The sequence below is a fragment of the Gammaproteobacteria bacterium genome (assembly GCA_015709615.1).
In the GTDB taxonomy this organism is placed as follows: Bacteria; Pseudomonadota; Gammaproteobacteria; order Burkholderiales; family Nitrosomonadaceae; genus Nitrosomonas.
This window is the reverse complement of the sequence record CP054179.1, coordinates 3,102,461-3,121,284: the sequence shown is the minus strand read 5'-3', so window position 1 is coordinate 3,121,284 and position 18,824 is coordinate 3,102,461. Positions and strand designations below refer to the sequence as shown.

Below are 18,824 nucleotides of genomic sequence, written 5' to 3'. Positions count from 1 at the left end.
AATAAGATCATTTTAGGGAGTCGTCATCATGCAAACCGTTACGATCAAAATCAGAGGCATGACCTGTATGGGCTGTGTCAACAGCATCAAAAACGTGCTCAAGAATTTGCCGGGAATCGCTCAATTGGAAGTTACACTCGATCCCGCACAAGCCGTCGTCCAATTCGACCCCGCCAGCACCAATCCGAATCAACTCAAGGAAGCCATCATCGATGCAGGATTTGATGTCGTCGAGTAAATCTGTTCCACCGTTACCGGCCGGCAAAAAATCAGAAATCTTTCCCAAGCTATTTTGCTTGGGTCTTAGGAAGTTAAGCACTTACTAAAGTGTGCTAACTTTCTGAGATGAATGCTAAAAACAGATACTATTTTCGTTCTCGAATCAGAGAAGCAAAATTCAGGCAACTTATTCGATGTTTTTCGATGGATTTTACTGCTACTGACACAGCCCAATTGACCGGCATTTCTATCCGATCCGTCAATACCATTTATCTTAAAATACGACAGCGAATTGCCCAGAATTGCGAACTTGAATCCCCTCTGCAAGGTTCTGTAGAAGTTGATGAGTCTTACTTTGGTGCCCAGCGAGTCAGGGGTAAAAGGGGGCGGGGCGCTTATGGCAAAACAATAGTCTTTGGTGTGCTTAAACGCCAAGGAAAAGTTTATACAGAGATTGTTCCAGATTGCTCTAAAGCGACATTGCAAGCCATTATCCGTGGGCATGTAGCGCCCGATACCGTAATCCATTCCGATGGATGGCGTGGTTATGACGGATTGGTCGATATCGGCTTTGATAAGCACTTCAGGGTTCACCATGGTGACAATGAGTTTGCCAGTGGCGAGCGGCATATTAATGGTATCGAGTCTTTCTGGAGTTTTGCTAAAAGACGTTTGGCCAAGTTCAATGGTGTGCCCGAACATACTTTCTACCTGCACTTGAAAGAAACCGAATTTCGTTTTAATCATCGCCGTGATAATCTCTATCATGAAATTCTTAAATTGTTACGTTTAAACCCGCTTTAACTTCCTAAGACCCTTTGCTTATAGTAGAATTCATGCCTATCCGTGTAGGATAATTCCTATTCATTAAATTTTAAATGAATATTGCGCTATCCCAAAAAATATAAAAACGGGATTTTATGAAGGTAATCATCGAAGCGGGGCGGCTTGGACTCATGCCGTGCGCAAGAAAAATCGCAGCAACTTATCGCGGTACCAGTGCGCCCGCTCATCTATCAATCGCACTCACGGCCAACGACGCCTTCAACATCGCCGGGCAATTTACCTACACTTCGCGGGCAATTCCGGAACATCGCCGGTGCCGGATCCGACCATGATTTACAAGCAAATAATCAACGATGCGGCACAAAAAATTCTGTCGGTCATCGATTCGGTTGTTATCGTTACCAGCGAAAGAGGCATCATCATTGAAGCCAATCACAGCGCCTGTCAATTATTCGGTTATAGCTCGGAAGAATTAATCGGCAGTCCGGTACATCTTTTGCTGCCGCCCTATTACCGCGAGCAACATGCCGACGCACTCGAGCAATTTGTGCTGAGCCCCGAGACGCAGCGCCGCATGAACCAACGCAACTCGGTTTTAGGATATTGCAAAGACGGCACTCTGGTTGAGCTTGAAGCCGGCATCGCCAAATTTCATCTGGATGATCAGTGGATATTGGTGGTCACCATGCGCGACATTACGCAGCGCAAGCATCAAGAGCAGGAATTGATCCGCCAATCGACACACGATTCACTCACCGGCTTACCTAATCGCAAACTGATCCTTGAACGTTTAAACAATGCCTTGCAACGCTCGTTGCGAAGCAGGCTGAGTGTCGCCTTACTGTTTATCGACTTGGATGGCTTCAAAATGATCAATGATAACCATGGCCATGAAACCGGCGATGAAGTACTGAAAATAATCGCCGGCCGGTTGCTGGATCAGGTCCGTCCCGGTGATACCGTAGGGCGGTTGTCCGGGGATGAATTCATTGTGTTGTGCGAGCAAATTGAGAAACCGGAATTAATTGCAAATTTAGCGATGCGCATCAACGATGAGCTGAAGGAAACCATTCAATTTAAGGAATTGAACCTATTGGTCACTGCGAGTATCGGCATCATTATCGGTCACGGTCAGCAGTATTCAGCCGATGAAATGATGCGCTCAGCGGATACGGCCATGTACGAAATGAAACAAAGAGGCCGCGATGGATGGCAGTTTTTTAACGACCAACTGCAACGGCAAGCGCAACAGAAAAATTCGATCAGCCTGGGATTACGCCGCGCACTCGAGTGCAATGAATTTTCGTCTGTTTTTCAACCGATCATTGCACTGCATACGAAACGAATTGCCGGTGCCGAGTTGCTGTTGCGCTGGAATATGGACGGAAAAGCCGTTTCCCCGGAAATTTTTATCCCAGTTGCGGAAATGACCGGCATGATCTTCGCCATCGGCGAGTGGGTATTTCGCGAAGGCTGCAAAGCACAGGCCGATTGGCGGCAGCGCTGGAAAAAAGAGACGCCGTTTGTCGCAATCAATTTGTCTGCACGGCAATTGAGTCAAAAACAATTAGCCGCGAATTTTGCGGCGATACTGCAAGAAACGGGAGCCGATCCTGCGGGAATTGTGCTTGAGCTAACGGAAATAGCTCTGATGCCGGATGTTATTGAATCGAACTTGACGATACTTCATCAGCTAGCGGACTTAGGCTTACAAATCGCCATCGACGATTTCGGCACAGGACATTCGTCATTAACGCAATTAATTCAACTCCCCATCAGTCAGCTAAAAATTGGCAAATCGTCTGTCAATGATCTGGAAAACCGGCAGAATACAAGCGTATTGATCGATGCGATTGTGCGTTTGGGACATTCCTTAGGATTACAGCTCGCCGTGGAAGGTATAGAAACGGAGGCGCAATTGGCAGAACTCAAACGCTATGATTGCGATTTCATTCAGGGCTATTTCTTTCACTCACCGATGCACGAACAGAATTTCATCCAGCACATGAACCACCAAGTGATGAAAAACAACTAACGGCATTATTTGATGCCGGCATGCCTTCACATTGAGAAGATCACAACAAAACATATTACTGCAAAAATGAACAATGCCCATCGGTGGATATTCACCAGATGGGCATTGTATTAAGAATATTCGACTGATCTTGCCCTTGCCTGTTTATCACTTATCGTGATAGCTTGGATATTGAAAAAAGTAAGTTTTTACAAAATCAAGCCAAGGGCATCGATAATTTTTTCAGTCTAGAATACGCCGTAAACAATTGCTCCAATAACGAGGAAAGCAGCTGTTGAAATGAAGAACAATCTCAAAACTTGCGCGTCTGTTTCTCTTCTGTTGATTTCGGCCATAACAATCTCCTTTGATTAAGAATTAAAACCGATCAGTGACCGGCCCCTCCACATACGATTACAAAACTTTATAACCGTTTAACTTTATTCTCTGTTCCTCAGATTCACTGCAATAGCGATCTTTTCTTTATAGAACCGAGTACATTATCCGCAATCATCTTGCACCATTCAGATTATTGCGCCCACTGATTCTAACTCACATTTAACAACAATGAAAGTATTGAAATTGAGTACACCCTATTTTTATTATAAAAACCCAAGAAATCAGCAGAATATCTCATTCATACCGCTGATTAAGCAAGCGATCACGCGCGACTTTCATTCAATGAAAAGAATCTATTTATAGCGTCAAAGGCTTTGCATAGCCAGTCAATTCAAGATAGCCGCGCCCAGCCGGTTGATTATCCCGGGTCAGAGTCACGGCACCTTCCCAGTAAATCGAGCCGGTTGATTGGCTTGAGTCCAATTCCTGATCGTCCAGCAACGGCGTGAGCCGCCATTCGATTTCGGCTGTGCGGATATGCATGGCGACAGGATAAATCGCTTCCGTATGCGGCGATCGCCAAGTGCGAATCGGCGTAAATTCCACTTCTTCCGGCGCAAAAAAACGGATACTGCCGCTCGCATCGCGCAGTGCGGCATACGCCCAAACTTTACCGCCGCCTTTGCGGCGGATCTGAAAAGCCATCAATGCCGAACCGTCATCCAAATTGACACCGGTCCAATCCCAGCCATCCGCATCGGGATCGAGATAGGCCGTCGACCATTCATGATCCAGCCAAGCGCTGCCTGTGACCTTAACCGGTTTGCCGTTGCGCAACACGGCGCCGGTCACTTGCAAATGCGGTTCGCTGTAATAGTAGCTTGCCTGCTCCGGTTTCGGCCCTTTGCGCGAGAAACCGTTTTGATCTTGCAGCATCGCCATTTGTGTTGGCGTCAGCGCTAGCCGTAAACCGAAATCGCTGCCCTGCATATCAATCTGGTAGCGTCCATCCACTTCCCGCACCAACGTCCAATCGTCCAGTTTCACATCGGTATTGCCTTCCTTGGCATACGCCAGATCGAATCCCTCACGTAACGATTTTTCTTCATGCATCAGTTTGCCGGTAGCCGGGTCGGATAACGCCAGATGCGCGATGATCAGATATTTTGCGGCAAATCGGCTGGGATTATCGCGATTCTGATCAGTCGCATAACGGAAAAAAGTCACCTGAAAGCCCAACGGCTTCCTATCTTCGGTCTGCAGCCAGCCGGTGATGTACCACCATTCGATGCGAAAATCCTGATGCGCGCCGTAATCTTGCGGAAACACCAGCTTGTAGTCCGGCGTGACCGGTTTCAACCGGCTCGACTCGGCCAGCACCTCCATTCCGCAAAACCCAATCAACGTCAATACGAACACAATCAAGCTGTGCGCATTAAAAAGCGTGCAACGCTTCATTACCAATCCTCCTTCACCGCGCGTACCACTTCACCGGAAATCGCCCGCCGTCCGGCCAGCAATGCCGTCAACGCCGCCGCAACCAGCATGATCACGGCGATCATAGCCAGCCAATTCCACGGCAGATGCAACTCCATCGTCCAATGGAAGGATTGCGGATTGACGATAAAAACCAGAATCAGGCTGATGCTCCACCCCAATACAAACCCCAGAACCATACCCAACGCGGTCAGCAAACCGCCTTCCGCCGCCAGCATCGCAAGAATCTGCCGCCGCATCACGCCGATATGCCGCAACATGCCGAACTCTTTGATTCGCGCCAGCGTCTGCGCAGAAAAACTCGCCGCCACACCAAGCAGGCCGATCACCACGGCAATTAGCTCCAGCAAATACGTAACCGCAAAACTGCGGTCAAAAATCTCCAGACTCAACGCGCGCATATCGCTCGAACGCGATATCTCCAATGCGCCACCGAAGGGCAACTGGCGCAATCCGGCAATAGCCACATCGATACTGACACCCGGCCGCACCCACAGCGCCACGGTGTTGATGCTCAAATCGCCGGTCAATGCCTGATAATCGGCCAATTGCATCTGAATCGCGCCGAATTGACGTCCGTAATCGCGCCATACCCCGGCAACCAGAAATTCACTGGGTGTTGCGCCGACCGGCAACATCACTTTCTCCCCAACTCGGTAGCCGTATAAATCCACCATCGCTTCCGACACCCACACCGGCATGGCATTTTCCGGCAGTGCTCCGGGGGCGATCATGTCATCCGTCAACGGCAATGTGTTGCGGGGATCCACCTTATCGACAGGCCGGGCGAACAGCGTGATTTCCGGGCGATTGGCATCCAGCGTCAGTTGCTGGGTGCGAAAAAAATCCACCCGGTCGAAACCGGGCAGCCCGGCAATCGCCTGTTGCGCCTCCCCCTGCAAATCGCCGCTGGCCGCAGCGCGCACGTACAAATCGGCCGGCAGCACACGCCCCAGCCAATGATCGATCGAGATACGGAAACTCGTCACCATGATCGCCATCGCCACCATCAAGCTGAAACTCGCCAATATGCCGCCCAGCGCGATGGCGGACTGATTCGGCGCATTCGCCAGACGCGCCAGCGCCAGCGTGGACACAACACCGATCCGGCGCTGCTGCCATCGAGTCGATAAAACAGAAAAGAACCCTGCGGTCAAACGCGGCATCAGCGCAATGCCGCCGATCAGCAGCAAAGAAATAGCTAGATAACCGAAAATAGGCAACTCGAAAACCGGCGGCAATTGCGTGAATATCGCTGCAACTGACAAGCAAATCAGCGCAAACCACGGCACGGATAATTTCGCCATCGCCGTATCCTCGCTGCCGGAGCGCAAGGCCACTGCCGGTTTGGCACGCGCCGCCTCCAAAGCCGGAATGATGCTGCCCAGCAGCGTCACGACCAAGCCCACGGCAAAAAATAGCGCTGCATCCCAGGGATCGAAATGAATGCCCGGTTTAACGCCTGGAAAAAAATTGGTGCCCAAATCGCCGCCCAGCAAACGGATTGCCAGCACCGCAACTCCATAACCCAGCACCACCCCGAACAACGAGCCGGTCACCCCCAGAATTCCGCCTTCAGTCACGATCTGCCGCAGCAATTGCCGCCTCGTAAACCCCAGCACGCGCAGCAACGCAAATTGCTGCCGCCGCCGGATGACCGATAGCGCCTGCGTGGAAAATACCAGAAACGTGCCGGTAAACAGCGCCACCAACGCCAGCATGTTTAAATTGATGCGATAAGCGCGTGACATATTCGCGATGCGCTTTTCCTGATCCACGATCTCAGTCACCCAATACGCGCCGCCCAGTTCATCGGCCAGTTTGGCTTTAAATGCTTCATGATTGACGCCATTCTTCAGCTTCAACTCGATACGCGACAACACACCAAGATGTTGAAAGCGCCACTGCGCCGCGCCGATGTCCATCACCGCAATGCGCTGCCCTGCCCGCGCACGCACCAAGCCCCCGGCCACACGCAGCGTGATGGTCTGCAATCCGGCGTGCAACTGCAGTGCATCGCCTTGCTCGACTTGCAACCATTCCATCGCGGCGGGTGACAGAAAAATCGCATCGTCCGCCAGCCGGTCGAGCGTTTTTCCTTCTTCGGTCAAGCCAAGCAAATCAGGCGAGACCTGCACCGCCCGGAACATGTCGGTACCGATGATTTTCAGTTTGTGATCGTTTCTGTTTTGCTCTTTGCCCGGTATCGCAACATCGAATTCAAGCACCGGATTCGCCACCGCAACACTGTCGTGTTTGACCAGCACAGGGTACAGCGCTTCGTCAAAAAACACTTTGCGCCCACGCACCTGCAAATCCGATTGCCCGGATAAGCTTTTACTGGCAGCGGAAAATTCGTTGAATGCAGCAGTGTTGATCAAATGAATGGAAAACGCCATGGCCACGCCGATGGCAATGGCGATCAGCGCCACGCTTACTTGCAGCCAGTGCGCGCGCCACTCACCGGTCAACAGCCAGCGCGATAACACCGCCACTTTCATACGATCTCGCCCGATTTGGCCGGTTGCAAACCGTCCTTGGTCAAATTCAGCACCCCATCCGCCGTCGCAGCCGCAGCGTGCGAATGCGTCACCAGAATACCCATCGCGCCGTTGGCTTTGATTTCGGTGCGCATCAACTGCAGGATTTCATGCGCAGTATCGGGATCGAGGTTTCCAGTCGGCTCGTCCGCCAGCACTAATTTGGGCCGGTGTACCAGCGCGCGCGCAATCGCCACGCGCTGCAATTCGCCGCCGGACAACTGGCGCGGAAAATCATCGCCACGCCCCTGCAATCCGACTTGTTCCAGCATCTGTTGCACACGTTCCGTGCTTTTACCGTTCAGTAGCAGCGGTAACGCGATATTCTGTGCCAGCGTCAAGTGCGGCAGCACATGAAACGCCTGAAAAACAAACCCGAACTGCTCGCGCCGCAATTGCGTCGCGGCATCGTCGCCGAGTGAAGAAATCGCCACACCGTTAATGCGAATCTCACCCGAATCCGGCGCATTCAGCCCGGCGATCAAGTTCAGCAAGGTCGACTTACCGACCCCCGACTCGCCCATGATCGCAACATACTCACCGGCATTCAGTGTGTAACTCAAACCGGCCAGCACTCTGCGCCCTCCGGCATACGCTTTGCTGACATTGATTAACTCAAGCATTTACACTGGCACCACACAAAAATTCATCAAATCCTCTCCACGTAAAAATGGCACAATGCTTCAACCAGCACGCCAATCTGTGCTTAAATGTATCACGTACGAAAAATTATTTTTGATAAATACAGGAGAACCCCATGGCACGAGCCAGCGCACGTCATATCTTGGTCAAAACCGAAGAACAATGTAACAACCTGAAAGCGGAAATCGCAAACGGCGCCAGTTTCGCCGAAATCGCGCAGCAACATTCACTCTGCCCATCCGGCAAACAGGGCGGTGACTTAGGAGAGTTCGGCCGCGGGCAAATGGTTCAGGAATTCGACACCGTCGTATTCAGCGCACCGGTCGGCGAAGTGCAAGGCCCGGTTAAAACGCAATTTGGGTATCATTTGGTGGAAGTGACGAAACGGAATGACTAGTATTACCGGTTTTTGTGCTTTGAGATAATCCCAAAAGCGCTGCCGCAAACAAGTTAGCCCCCCGGGAGAGACAGCATGAGCGTGCAAACTCGAGCAAGACAAATCCTGATCCACGGTCTGGCATTGGTGTTGGCCGGCATCGTCTGGGGGCTAGTGATACCGCATACGCCTTTTCCGCGATTGGCCCTGAGCGCGCACATCCAAGCGGTACTGAACGGCATGTTGTTCATTTTGATGGCAGTATTGCTTCTTACGTTGCCGCATAAGGTCAGCGCACGCTCGGCTCTGGTCATGTTGGTTGCGGTTTGTTTGACGTGGCTCACGGTTATTTCCGAAATCGCCAATGCCTGGTGGGGCACCTCGGAATCTCTTTCCATAGCCGCTAAAGAGGCTGTCGCGATCGGAGGTACCGTGTGGCAAGAGCAGTTTGTAAAACTGACGCACATCCCGGCAATCCTTGGTTTGATCGTAGCCTGGATATTGCTCATCGCCGGATTTGTGAACAAAACGGCTTCTCAAGACTAATTTTTGCAATTCACAGTGATTTCAGCATTGCCCGCAGTTCTGCGGGAATAATTCATGACAGATTCCGGAAAAAACACGCAAACGCGCTGGCAGGCGATAAAACAAGCAGCGCAGTTCATTGCGCCGTACCGGCGTCAGGTTATCTACAGTTTGCTGGCGCTGTTATTCACTGCCATGATCACGTTGTCGATCGGGCAAGGCATCCGGTTGATGATCGACCAGGGATTTGCCACGCAATCCAAAGAATTGCTGAGTCAGTATGTCGGTATGTTTCTGCTGCTGGTGATTGCCTTAGCCATCGGCACGTTTACACGTTATTACTGGGTCACTTGGCTGGGTGAGCGGGTGATTGCCGATGTCCGCAGCCGGGTTTTCAACCATCTGATTCATCTGCATCCCGGTTTTTTCGAGGAAAACCGCAGCCTCGAAATCCAATCGCGTCTGACCGCCGATATGACGTTGCTGCAAACCGTCATCGGTTCGTCGATATCGTTTGCATTACGTAATCTAATCATGATGATCGGCGGCATCGTCTGGCTGTTTATTACCAATGCGAAACTGACTGCACTGGTGATGATTTGTGTGCCACTGGTGGTGATTCCTATCGTGATTTATGGCCGTCGTGTACGGCAGTTGTCGCGCCAAAGCCAGGATAAAATCGCCGCAGTCGGCGCTTATGTCGGCGAGGTGCTCGGTCAGATCAAAACCGTGCAAGCCTACAATCACCAACCCATCGATCAGCGTACTTTTCATAGCCAGGTCGAGGAAGCTTTTACTGTCGCCAAGCAACGCACGCTGCAACGCGCATTACTGATCACCTTGGTCATTCTGCTGGTGATGGGCGCGGTCGGTGTGATGCTGTGGGTGGGCGGCTTGGATGTGATCGAAGGACGAATCAGCGCGGGCGAATTGGCGGCATTTGTTTTCTACAGCGTCATTGTCGGCTCCGCTGTTGCTTCCATTTCGGAAGTCATCGGCGAATTACAGCGTGCCGCCGGTGCCGCCGAGCGCACGGTAGAATTGTTGCAAGCGCCGAACCGGATTCAGTCGCCGGAAACCCCTCAGCCTCTAACCAACGTATCAGGAAATATCGCCATCGATCAACTGTGCTTCGCGTACCCTTCCCGCCCCGATATCCTAGCCATCGACAATCTGACCTTGACGGTCCGGGCAGGTGAAACACTCGCATTGGTCGGTCCTTCCGGTGCGGGCAAGTCAACGTTGTTCGACCTGTTACTGCGTTTCTTTGACAGTCAATCCGGTTTCATTAAGTTGGAAGGCGTCAATATCCGCAACCTCGATCTGTTTGCGTTACGCCGCTGCTTTGCGCTGGTGTCGCAAAATCCGGCGCTATTTTACGGCACCATCGGCGACAACCTGCGCTACGCCCATCCCAATGCCAGTGATGCGGAAGTAGAAGCAGCCGCTATTGCCGCATACGCGCATGAGTTTATCTGTCAATTGCCGCAAGGCTATCAAACACACCTGGGGGATTCCGGATTGGGTTTATCGGGTGGACAGAAACAGCGTCTGGCCATTGCCCGGGCGATTCTGGCCGATGCGCCGGTTTTGTTGCTGGATGAAGCCACCAGCGCGCTAGACGCGCAAAGCGAGCATTGGGTGCAGCAAGCGTTGCAGCAGTTGATGCGCAATCGTACCACGCTGGTCATCGCGCACCGTCTGGCAACCGTGCAATCCGCAGACCGGATTGCTGTGCTCAATCACGGGCGGCTGGAAGCGATAGGAACACATGCGCAATTGCTGCAATCCAGTCCGCTGTACTCGCAACTGGCTGCATTGCAATTCCAATCACTCGTTATTGATTGACTGACTCTGATGTTCCTGAAGATTACGGTAAGAAGGCATGTAGTCGCTGGCAAAAGTCAGTCCGGTTCTTTGCACGACTTCAATCAACGCGGAGCGCGCCACATGCATGCCAAGCCCAAGATGGATCAGCGTTTTGATCGATATGGAACCGTTCAGCACTAATTTAATCAACTGAACCGCATCCACGCTGCCATCCGGATAGACTGCGCTCATCAATGCTTCCGGCGGAGAAAACTCGATAGGATCGACAATCGCGCGGATGGCAAGAAACGAAATACCGGCCTCAGCTGCCACTTTTGCTATCGCCGCCGTTTCCATATCCGCCGCGCAAGCGCCCGTTGCTTCACCCAGCGCCAGTTTTTGTTCGGTTGAAGTTAGCGGTTCCTCGCAAGACGCCAGAATTCCACCGGCAACCGTCAGCTGTTTTGACATCACGCCCGCCAGCCGGTTACGCCATTCCAAATCCACCGGCAGGACCTCACCGTTCATCGTAACCGCCTCCGGCAACACCAGATCACCAGGAATCAATTCGTTATTCACAGCAGCCGCAACACCGAAACTGACCAGAGCATTAATGTCGCGCTCGCGCAATTTCAACGCCGCCCCTCGCGCCGCCTTGCTGCCGATGCTGCTAAGACATAATGAAGTTCTTTCCCCGATCTCCACCACCTGATAAAGCGGAAAGTTCTGTTTTTCCAATAAGCAGCTGGCTTCGGATTTTAGCGCCGAAACAACGCCGATGATTTTCAATTGCCGACCTCTCTTGTTAAAACCCGATAACGCGCCAATGCCCACAGCGGAAAGAATTTTGAATAGCCGTGATAGCGCAGATAAAAGACGCGCGGGAAGCCAGGTGCGGTAAACCAGGGTTCTTCCCACAAATGATCGTCGCACTGGTTGCGCAGCAGATACTGGATGCCTCTGCGTACCGGTTCGCTATGCACTTCGCCCGCCGCCATGAGACCCAACACCGCCCACGCGGTTTGGAACGCGGTGCTGGTTTCAGTAAACCGGCCTGCCAGTTGAGTATCCAAATAAGAATCATTGGTTTCCCCCCAGCCGCCATCCACTCTTTGCACCGATTCCAGCCACTTCACGGCGCGGCGCACCGATATATGCTGCATATCGAACTTGGCCAGCCGGAAGGCTTCCAGCACCGACCAGGTACCATAAATATAATTGGTGCCCCAGCGCCCGAACCAGGAGCCGTTTTTCTCCTGTTCCCGCAGTAAAAAGCTGATACCGCGCCAAACTTCACGCTGATGTTTACCGTATTTTCCCAGCAAACCGACGCAGCGCGCCGTCACATCGCTGGTCGGCGGATCGATCAACGCACCGTGATCGGCGAAAGGAATTTCATTCAAATAGTGATGGACATTATCAATGTCGAAAGCGGCAAAACCGCCATTGCGCGACTGCATACCCGCGAGCCAGTTGGCTGCTCGTTCCAGCGACTGCTGATGTCGCTCCGCCCCTCCTTGGTCTAATGCCCAAGCCACTGCAGCCGTATCGTCGAGGTCCGGATAATGCGGATTGGCATATTGGAAAGCCCAGCCACCGCCCAGCAGATCGGGGCGCTTGTCGCGCCAATCGCCCGGTTCATCCAAAACCTGCTGGTCGACCAGCCAATCTAGCGCCTTCAACACCGGTTCCTGGCCGGTCGTGGGATCTTCCTGTAGCGCCAGGCTTGTCAATACCGTATCCCAGACCGGCGATGTGCACGGCTGACACCAGGAACGTTCGCCTTCGTCGACCAGTAATCCGCGCAGCGCGTTACGGCATTGCACGCGGCTCGGGTGATCATAGTCATAGCCGAGCAAGGTCAGCGCTTCGTGCGCATTGACCATGGCCGGAAAAATGGCACCGATACCACACTCACCGTTCAAGCGCTCGAGCGTCCAGCGCTCAGCTTTACGAATCGAATACTGCCGAATCGATTGCGGGAGTTTCGGTTCGAAGCGCGACAAGATACGTTCGACCAGCATAAAAGCGCGCTTCAACAGCGTATCCGCCTTGGGAAAATAATTTTTTTCCTCTTCCGGCGGCACGATAAACAATTCGCGGATATTCACTTTGCGCGGATTGATCGCACGCGCTTTCATGGTGCACAGAATGGACAGCGGTATCATTACCGTGCGCGACCAATACGAAACCTTGCTGATATGAAAAGGAAACCAGCTTGGCAGCAATACCAGCTCCGACGGCACCACCGGTACGCCGCGCCACGGAATCTGGTCATACATGGCAAGCAGCAAACGGGTAAAGACATTCGCTTTGGCCGCCCCGCCGCGCTGCAGGATTGCTTCGCGTGCGCGCACCATGTGCGGAGCATCGGTCGAATCACCTACCAACTTCAACGCATAATACGATTTGATCGTACAACTGATATCGAACGCACCGCCATAATAAAGCGGCCAGCCACCGTGCGTCATATCCTGCTTATCGCGGATGAAACGGGCGATTTTGTTTTCCAGAATGACGTCGATTTCATCCATGAAATGCATCATCAAAATATATTCGGCCGGAATGGTACAGTCGGCTTCGAGCGGGAAACACCAGTGTCCATCCGGATTCTGTAATGCCAGCATGGCCGCACGCGCTTGAGCAAACTTCGTCTCCAGCTCGGCCGCATTGATTCCATCCTGGTTCAGGGCTGGCGCTGTATACGATTCAGGTGCTTCATCGTTAACCGTAAAATCATCTTGTTGTTGCGATACAGCCGCTATTCTTTGAGATCCGTTCATATATTCCTAAGCACTTATATTACGTTACAAATTCCCCAATGGATAATTCATTCGCTACCGTTCAGGCTGATTTTGATTTTACATACAAACAGCTTCTGGTAAATAGTTTATAAAAACAGACACGAGACGATAATTCGTATTCATTATTTTTTCTTTTTCCCGTCTTTCTCAAAAGGATTATCCTGAAAAGGCTCAGAGTCATAAAGGTCCAACGGCAGTCTGCCATCGTGCACGAGAAATTCACGTTGTTGCATGGAGGCTTCGCGCACGAACAAATAGGGATCAATTGCAGCTTCGTCGCGAATTCGCATTGCCCCCACCAAGCGCGCACGCTTATCGATAGCACCCAGGATAGTCAAAGGAGCCGCAAAGTATGATCCGACCGCAAGACCGGCATAGAATAATACATTGGTAAAAATACCTACGGGGATATTGGTTACGTCACGTTCGCTGCTCGGACCGACAAGGGGAATGAACAAGTAAGACCCGGGATCCACACCCCATACTCCGAGTGTCTGACCAAAATCTTCATCATTCTTCTGTAATCCCATGTGCGATGCCATATCAAAAAGTCCGAGCATTCCCACGGTTGAGTTCACAAAAAAACGTAAGGTATCGGAAGCACCTTGCTTTACCTTGCCCTGCAGAAAAGAATTCAACATGACATTGGGGTAAGACAAGTTATCGTAGAAATTGCCAATGGACCGCTGCGCAGCATTCGGAACATAATCGATGTAGGCGTTCACAATGGGCACGAACACCGTCCGATCCACTTTATCGGTAAAATCGTAAGAAGCACGATTAATCTTTTCGTGCGGATCAACCGGATCCGTTTCCAGATCACCATTTTTCGGCACCGATGCGCAACCTTGCAGCACAATAATACAAACAAACAACAAAATAACAATCAGGTAGCTATGATTTGTGATCGGATTTGTGTTTCTCAAAATACCCCTGTTCTCGTTCATGTACGTATAAAGCAATCAGCCTGCCAATCTTTTGCTAAGAAAACCATTGACTATCACTTAATTCAGTTTGACTTCGCGATCTCCAGACTCCGCGATCAAAGGGCAACAGAAAACATTCACCTTTCCGCTTACCTGTCTGTTCCTGCTTATATTTCAAGTCCAAATTGACTGAACCGAAGTATACACTACTACGTTGGCATCATGTTTCGCGGCATTTGTCATTCCAGCCTCGTGGCAAGATACTCTCTTCGATGCTTCGATTGAAGATATGCACTACAAGCCATGCGCACAAATTTATAGACTCACTCAGGTTTCCCGTTCGCCATGCACCATTTCAACCAGCTTCAATGCCTGCAATTCCATTTCTATGACGATATCGTCGACTTTCGCACGGAAGTGGCGGTAAAAAATCATGCTGGGAATGGCTACCAGTATCCCAAAGGCGGAATTATACAAAGCGACGGAAATTCCGTAAGCGAGCTGTGTCGGATTGCTGCCGGTGGGCGAATTCGATCCGAAAATCTCAATCATTCCAACCAAAGTGCCAAACAGACCCATCAGAGGACTCAGTGCGGCAATCGTTCCCAATGTTGTCAGATAGCGATTCAGATCGTGTGCAATCACCCGACCGGACTCTTCGATCGACTCTTTCATGATTTCACGTGTGCTTTTGACATTCTTAAGTCCACCGGCAAGAATTTGCCCCAGCGGAGAGTGCTTTTGCAAGCGTGTCAGCATTTCGGGATTCACGCCATTGCGCTTATATTCATTTAGCACCCTCGGAAGCAATTCCTTCGGCGCAATAACACTCAATCGCAATGTCCACATACGTTCTCCGATAATGCCCAAGGCCACGACGGAAGCAATGATGATTGGCCAGATCGGCCAGCCGGCTGCTTGAATTAACGATAACACGTGATAATCTCCTCACTTACTTTAGATCCAGGTATCATTCTGTGCCTTCCTAAATTTTTCAATTATATTCTATAACTAAGTAGCCGACTCAGCATGCACAGTATCGCAATACTCAATTTGCTGCAAAAATAACCGGCTTTCTATCCACAATTTCTGTGGATAAGTCTGTGAGTATGTAATCAATATAAGAATTAAGTGACCAAATCCAAACATTTTTTTTCTCTTGATTATTTTTTAATCTTACACAATTATTTTTAATAAACAGTCACTTATATACAGTAACAGCACGCTTTGAGAGCTACGCATTACACTGGTATAGTTCCAATAAATCATGCAAATAATGGCATGCGCCCATCATGAATCTTCTCCCTTTTCCATCAGCGAACCTTGCGCGTACAGTACTTACAGTCAGTGAGCTGAATAGCAACACCAAGCAATTCCTAGAACAGAACATTCCGTTGCTATGGGTAAAAGGTGAAGTCTCGAATTTGAAGTGCTATCAGTCCGGTCACTGGTACTTCTCACTCAAGGATTCCAATGCGCAAATCCGCTGCGTGTTGTTCGGTCACAAACATCAGTATCTGGATTGGCAACCGAAAGACGGCATGCAAGTCGAAGTGCTGGCGCTGGTTACTCTCTATGAACCCCGCGGTGATTTTCAGCTCAATGTCGAAACGATGCGGCGCGCCGGTTTAGGAGAATTGTTCGAAGCCTTCGAGAAGCTTAAGGCAAAGCTGGATAAAGCCGGATTGTTTAATCCGGCGCGGAAAAAACCACTACCCGCCTTCCCCACGCAAATCGGTATCATCACCTCCCCGGATACGGCCGCGTTGCGCGATGTTCTGTCGACATTGCAACGACGCATGCCATCCTTGCCGGTTATTCTCTACCCTGTTTTAGTTCAGGGAAAAGCTGCAGCCGGTTTGATCGCCACAGCAATAACAACCGCCAATCAACGCGCTGAATGCGATGTGCTGATCGTATGTCGTGGCGGTGGCAGCATTGAAGATTTATGGGCATTCAACGAGGAAATCGTCGCACTCGCCATTGCTGGCAGCACAATTCCGGTGATCAGCGGCGTCGGTCACGAAACGGATTTTACCATCGCGGATTTTGCCGCCGATGTCCGCGCCCCCACACCAACGGCGGCGGCTGAAATGGCAAGCAAGGATCATAAGGAATTAAGCCAGCGCTTGAACGCCCTGCAATTGCGGTTAGCTCGCGCCATGTTACATCGTATAGAGAATGCCATGCAACAGATCGATATATTGTCGCACCGCTTGATATATCCAGGTGATCGTATCAGACAGCAATCCATTCATCTGCACCATCTGCAAGACCGGTTGATGAAAACTTGCAGCCATCAGTTGGAAAGAAAGCTGTGGAAATTACTCGAATTTAATCAACGATTGGCGGCGGCAAGTCCCAATATCGCTCGAATTGAAGAGCAACAAAAAGAAATGGCTGCTCGATTCAATTCTGCGTATATCCGTCATTTCGAGTCCCTATCAATCCGGCTTCAACATGTGCAGGCACAGCTATCTCATTTGAATCCGCAATCGGTACTTGAGCGTGGATACAGCATCACGTACACCGCGCAAAACACCATCATCCGCGACAGCAAACAAATTCATTGCGGTGATCGAATTCAGGTAAAATTCGCGCACGGAATGTGCGAAGCGGATGTCACAAAAACGAAGAACTCCTGAAGCACGCACTCTCACACAATAATTACCTTATTTCACAAGAACAAGAAGGACTGGATCGCCGATGCCGAAAACTTTTCTCATACTGGGTACCTTGAATACGGTTTTATGCATCGCCTTGGGCGCTTTCGGTGCGCACGGACTGAAGCGGGTTATATCAGCCGACATGCTGTCGGTTTATCATACCGGCGTGCAATATCATTTTTATCACGCTTTTGGCATCATCGTCATCGGCTTACTATTGCTGCATTTTCCAAAATCCCGCCTGATGCCGGTATCCGGCTGGCTAATGATGGCGGGTATCGTATTATTCAGCTTTAGCCTTTACGTACTGAGCATAACAGGCGTGCGCGGACTCGGCATGATCACGCCATTCGGCGGCGTTTCATTTCTCACCGCTTGGTTATTGCTTGCTTATGCTATTTGGAAAGAGAAATGAAATGACCGGCAGTATTATTTCAGTTTACTTGATCATTTTCCGGTGTAAAGCAGCCATTTCCTTATTACGCTCAGCCGCTCTGGAATATTCCCGCAATAAAGCTTCGTGATGCGACTGGAAATCTTGGCCTTCTCGCCCGTAATATTCGCTATGCTGTTTATATTCTTCCAGTAACACCTTTTGTTCCTTGGCTTTCGCATTCATTTCATTAGCTTCTTTTTCATACATCTCAGCCAATCCGATATGATCGAATTTGGTTTTAGCTTGCGCTTCGGCTTTATCCATTTTCCCCAATTCTGCGAGGGATGTACCGGAAATAAATAATGCGGCAGTAATCAAAGTGATGGTCAGTATCGTTGTTCGCATGGCAAATCTCCTCAATTAAGTCAGTGAAAAGTAAACTCCAGTGCTACTATAAACATCAGTCAGGCTGATTCTTCTGATGATAACAAACTATCTAAAATCCATAAACGCTTAATGGATAAACTGAGCGATCCAACCGATTAAAGAAAAAACAAAGGGTCTTAGGAAGTTAAGCACTTACTAAAGTGTGCTAACTTTCTGAGATGAATGCTAAAAACAGATACTATTTTCGTTCTCGAATCAGAGAAGCAAAATTCAGGCAACTTATTCGATGTTTTTCGATGGATTTTACTGCTACTGACACAGCCCAATTGACCGGCATTTCTATCCGATCCGTCAATACCATTTATCTTAAAATACGACAGCGAATTGCCCAGAATTGCGAACTTGAATCCCCTCTGCAAGGTTCTGTAGAAGTTGATGAGTCTTACTTTGGTGTCCAGCGAGTCAGGGGTAAAAGGGGGCGGGGCGCTTATGGCAAAACAATAGTCTTTGGTGTGCTTAAACGCCAAGGAAAAGTTTATACAGAGATTGTTCCAGATTGCTCTAAAGCGACATTGCAAGCCATTATCCGTGGGCATGTAGCGCCCGATACCGTAATCCATTCCGATGGATGGCGTGGTTATGACGGATTGGTCGATATCGGCTTTGATAAGCACTTCAGGGTTCACCATGGTGACAATGAGTTTGCCAGTGGCGAGCGGCATATTAATGGTATCGAGTCTTTCTGGAGTTTTGCTAAAAGACGTTTGGCCAAGTTCAATGGTGTGCCCGAACATACTTTCTACCTGCACTTGAAAGAAACCGAATTTCGTTTTAATCATCGCCGTGATAATCTCTATCATGAAATTCTTAAATTGTTACGTTTAAACCCGCTTTAACTTCCTAAGACCCAAACAAAAT

At 50.2% G+C, this 18,824-nt stretch carries 18 protein-coding genes; 10 read left to right on the top strand and 8 right to left on the bottom strand.

What is annotated here, in order from left to right:
- Positions 1 to 28 precede the first annotated feature (28 nt).
- From HRU77_14925 to HRU77_14910, 4 genes are all read left to right on the top strand, one after another.
- Positions 29 to 238, top strand: a complete 210-nt coding sequence (locus HRU77_14925; protein ID QOJ21860.1) for a heavy-metal-associated domain-containing protein — start codon at positions 29 to 31, stop codon at positions 236 to 238.
- Between the two features lie 107 nt (positions 239 to 345).
- Positions 346 to 1,023 carry an IS1595 family transposase gene (locus tag HRU77_14920; protein QOJ21859.1) on the top strand — a complete coding sequence of 226 codons (678 nt, stop codon included), beginning with the start codon at positions 346 to 348 and terminating at the stop codon, positions 1,021 to 1,023.
- A gap of 116 nt (positions 1,024 to 1,139) precedes the next feature.
- Positions 1,140 to 1,337, top strand: a complete 198-nt coding sequence (locus tag HRU77_14915; GenBank protein ID QOJ21858.1) for a hypothetical protein — start codon at positions 1,140 to 1,142, stop codon at positions 1,335 to 1,337.
- Positions 1,334 to 3,040: an EAL domain-containing protein gene (locus HRU77_14910; protein QOJ21857.1), complete on the top strand. Its 1,707-nt coding sequence runs from the start codon at positions 1,334 to 1,336 to the stop codon at positions 3,038 to 3,040. The genes HRU77_14915 and HRU77_14910 overlap by 4 nt, the downstream gene beginning before the upstream one ends.
- Positions 3,041 to 3,715: 675 nt before the next feature.
- On the opposite strand, the gene HRU77_14905 is transcribed toward HRU77_14910, so the two are convergent.
- From HRU77_14905 to HRU77_14895, 3 genes are all read right to left on the bottom strand, one after another.
- Positions 3,716 to 4,744, bottom strand: coding sequence for a carotenoid 1,2-hydratase (locus HRU77_14905; GenBank protein ID QOJ22205.1), 1,029 nt, complete (start codon positions 4,742 to 4,744; stop codon positions 3,716 to 3,718).
- Between the two features lie 71 nt (positions 4,745 to 4,815).
- A complete protein-coding gene (locus HRU77_14900; protein ID QOJ21856.1) occupies positions 4,816 to 7,356 on the bottom strand; it encodes an ABC transporter permease in 2,541 nt (846 codons plus the stop codon).
- Positions 7,353 to 8,018, bottom strand: coding sequence for an ABC transporter ATP-binding protein (locus HRU77_14895; protein ID QOJ21855.1), 666 nt, complete (start codon positions 8,016 to 8,018; stop codon positions 7,353 to 7,355). The genes HRU77_14900 and HRU77_14895 overlap by 4 nt, the downstream gene beginning before the upstream one ends.
- 134 nt (positions 8,019 to 8,152) lie before the next feature.
- Here HRU77_14895 and HRU77_14890 point away from each other — a divergent pair, with 134 nt between their 5' ends.
- From HRU77_14890 to HRU77_14880, 3 genes are all read left to right on the top strand, one after another.
- A complete protein-coding gene (locus HRU77_14890; GenBank protein ID QOJ21854.1) occupies positions 8,153 to 8,434 on the top strand; it encodes a peptidylprolyl isomerase in 282 nt (93 codons plus the stop codon).
- 75 nt (positions 8,435 to 8,509) lie between these two features.
- A complete protein-coding gene (locus HRU77_14885) occupies positions 8,510 to 8,959 on the top strand; it encodes a hypothetical protein (GenBank protein QOJ21853.1) in 450 nt (149 codons plus the stop codon).
- A gap of 54 nt (positions 8,960 to 9,013) precedes the next feature.
- Positions 9,014 to 10,786, top strand: coding sequence for an ATP-binding cassette domain-containing protein (locus HRU77_14880; GenBank protein QOJ21852.1), 1,773 nt, complete (start codon positions 9,014 to 9,016; stop codon positions 10,784 to 10,786).
- Here the strand turns inward: HRU77_14880 and HRU77_14875 are convergent.
- From HRU77_14875 to HRU77_14860, 4 genes are all read right to left on the bottom strand, one after another.
- A complete protein-coding gene (locus tag HRU77_14875; GenBank protein ID QOJ21851.1) occupies positions 10,769 to 11,536 on the bottom strand; it encodes a phosphorylase in 768 nt (255 codons plus the stop codon). The two genes, HRU77_14880 and HRU77_14875, sit on opposite strands and share 18 nt — an antisense overlap.
- On the bottom strand, positions 11,533 to 13,530 hold the full coding sequence (gene shc, locus HRU77_14870; protein QOJ21850.1) for a squalene--hopene cyclase: 1,998 nt from the start codon (positions 13,528 to 13,530) through the stop codon (positions 11,533 to 11,535). The genes HRU77_14875 and shc overlap by 4 nt, the downstream gene beginning before the upstream one ends.
- Positions 13,531 to 13,673: 143 nt before the next feature.
- On the bottom strand, positions 13,674 to 14,498 hold the full coding sequence (locus HRU77_14865; protein ID QOJ21849.1) for a VacJ family lipoprotein: 825 nt from the start codon (positions 14,496 to 14,498) through the stop codon (positions 13,674 to 13,676).
- Positions 14,499 to 14,804: 306 nt separating this feature from the next.
- A complete protein-coding gene (locus tag HRU77_14860) occupies positions 14,805 to 15,413 on the bottom strand; it encodes a MotA/TolQ/ExbB proton channel family protein (protein ID QOJ21848.1) in 609 nt (202 codons plus the stop codon).
- Between the two features lie 356 nt (positions 15,414 to 15,769).
- Between HRU77_14860 and HRU77_14855 the strand changes: the two genes are divergently transcribed.
- Together HRU77_14855 and HRU77_14850 are read left to right on the top strand one after the other, a co-directional pair.
- Entirely contained in the window at positions 15,770 to 17,122 is a 1,353-nt protein-coding gene (locus HRU77_14855) for an exodeoxyribonuclease VII large subunit (protein QOJ21847.1), read from the top strand.
- Positions 17,123 to 17,183: 61 nt separating this feature from the next.
- Positions 17,184 to 17,558 carry a DUF423 domain-containing protein gene (locus tag HRU77_14850; protein QOJ21846.1) on the top strand — a complete coding sequence of 125 codons (375 nt, stop codon included), beginning with the start codon at positions 17,184 to 17,186 and terminating at the stop codon, positions 17,556 to 17,558.
- A 24-nt stretch (positions 17,559 to 17,582) separates the two neighbouring features.
- Here HRU77_14850 and HRU77_14845 read toward each other — a convergent pair whose 3' ends face one another.
- Positions 17,583 to 17,924 (bottom strand): hypothetical protein, encoded by a 342-nt coding sequence (locus HRU77_14845; protein QOJ21845.1) that lies wholly within the window; start codon positions 17,922 to 17,924, stop codon positions 17,583 to 17,585.
- Positions 17,925 to 18,124: 200 nt separating this feature from the next.
- Between HRU77_14845 and HRU77_14840 the strand changes: the two genes are divergently transcribed.
- Complete coding sequence (locus HRU77_14840; protein QOJ21844.1) at positions 18,125 to 18,802, top strand: IS1595 family transposase; 678 nt, start codon at positions 18,125 to 18,127, stop codon at positions 18,800 to 18,802.
- Positions 18,803 to 18,824: the final 22 nt, after the last annotated feature.

What these genes read in the sequence shown, in the direction of transcription:
- HRU77_14840 (QOJ21844.1), top strand. Translation starts at nt 18,125, where the DNA reads ATGAATGCTAAAAACAGATACTATTTTCGTTCTCGAATCAGAGAAGCA.
- HRU77_14885 (QOJ21853.1), top strand. Translation starts at nt 8,510, where the DNA reads ATGAGCGTGCAAACTCGAGCAAGACAAATCCTGATCCACGGTCTGGCA.
- HRU77_14890 (QOJ21854.1), top strand. Translation starts at nt 8,153, where the DNA reads ATGGCACGAGCCAGCGCACGTCATATCTTGGTCAAAACCGAAGAACAA.
- HRU77_14880 (QOJ21852.1), top strand. Translation starts at nt 9,014, where the DNA reads ATGACAGATTCCGGAAAAAACACGCAAACGCGCTGGCAGGCGATAAAA.
- shc (QOJ21850.1), bottom strand. Translation starts at nt 13,530, where the DNA reads ATGAACGGATCTCAAAGAATAGCGGCTGTATCGCAACAACAAGATGAT.
- HRU77_14845 (QOJ21845.1), bottom strand. Translation starts at nt 17,924, where the DNA reads ATGCGAACAACGATACTGACCATCACTTTGATTACTGCCGCATTATTT.
- HRU77_14905 (QOJ22205.1), bottom strand. Translation starts at nt 4,744, where the DNA reads ATGGAGGTGCTGGCCGAGTCGAGCCGGTTGAAACCGGTCACGCCGGAC.
- HRU77_14925 (QOJ21860.1), top strand. Translation starts at nt 29, where the DNA reads ATGCAAACCGTTACGATCAAAATCAGAGGCATGACCTGTATGGGCTGT.
- HRU77_14900 (QOJ21856.1), bottom strand. Translation starts at nt 7,356, where the DNA reads ATGAAAGTGGCGGTGTTATCGCGCTGGCTGTTGACCGGTGAGTGGCGC.
- HRU77_14915 (QOJ21858.1), top strand. Translation starts at nt 1,140, where the DNA reads ATGAAGGTAATCATCGAAGCGGGGCGGCTTGGACTCATGCCGTGCGCA.
- HRU77_14855 (QOJ21847.1), top strand. Translation starts at nt 15,770, where the DNA reads ATGAATCTTCTCCCTTTTCCATCAGCGAACCTTGCGCGTACAGTACTT.
- HRU77_14850 (QOJ21846.1), top strand. Translation starts at nt 17,184, where the DNA reads ATGCCGAAAACTTTTCTCATACTGGGTACCTTGAATACGGTTTTATGC.
- HRU77_14865 (QOJ21849.1), bottom strand. Translation starts at nt 14,498, where the DNA reads ATGAACGAGAACAGGGGTATTTTGAGAAACACAAATCCGATCACAAAT.
- HRU77_14920 (QOJ21859.1), top strand. Translation starts at nt 346, where the DNA reads ATGAATGCTAAAAACAGATACTATTTTCGTTCTCGAATCAGAGAAGCA.
- HRU77_14910 (QOJ21857.1), top strand. Translation starts at nt 1,334, where the DNA reads ATGATTTACAAGCAAATAATCAACGATGCGGCACAAAAAATTCTGTCG.
- HRU77_14895 (QOJ21855.1), bottom strand. Translation starts at nt 8,018, where the DNA reads ATGCTTGAGTTAATCAATGTCAGCAAAGCGTATGCCGGAGGGCGCAGA.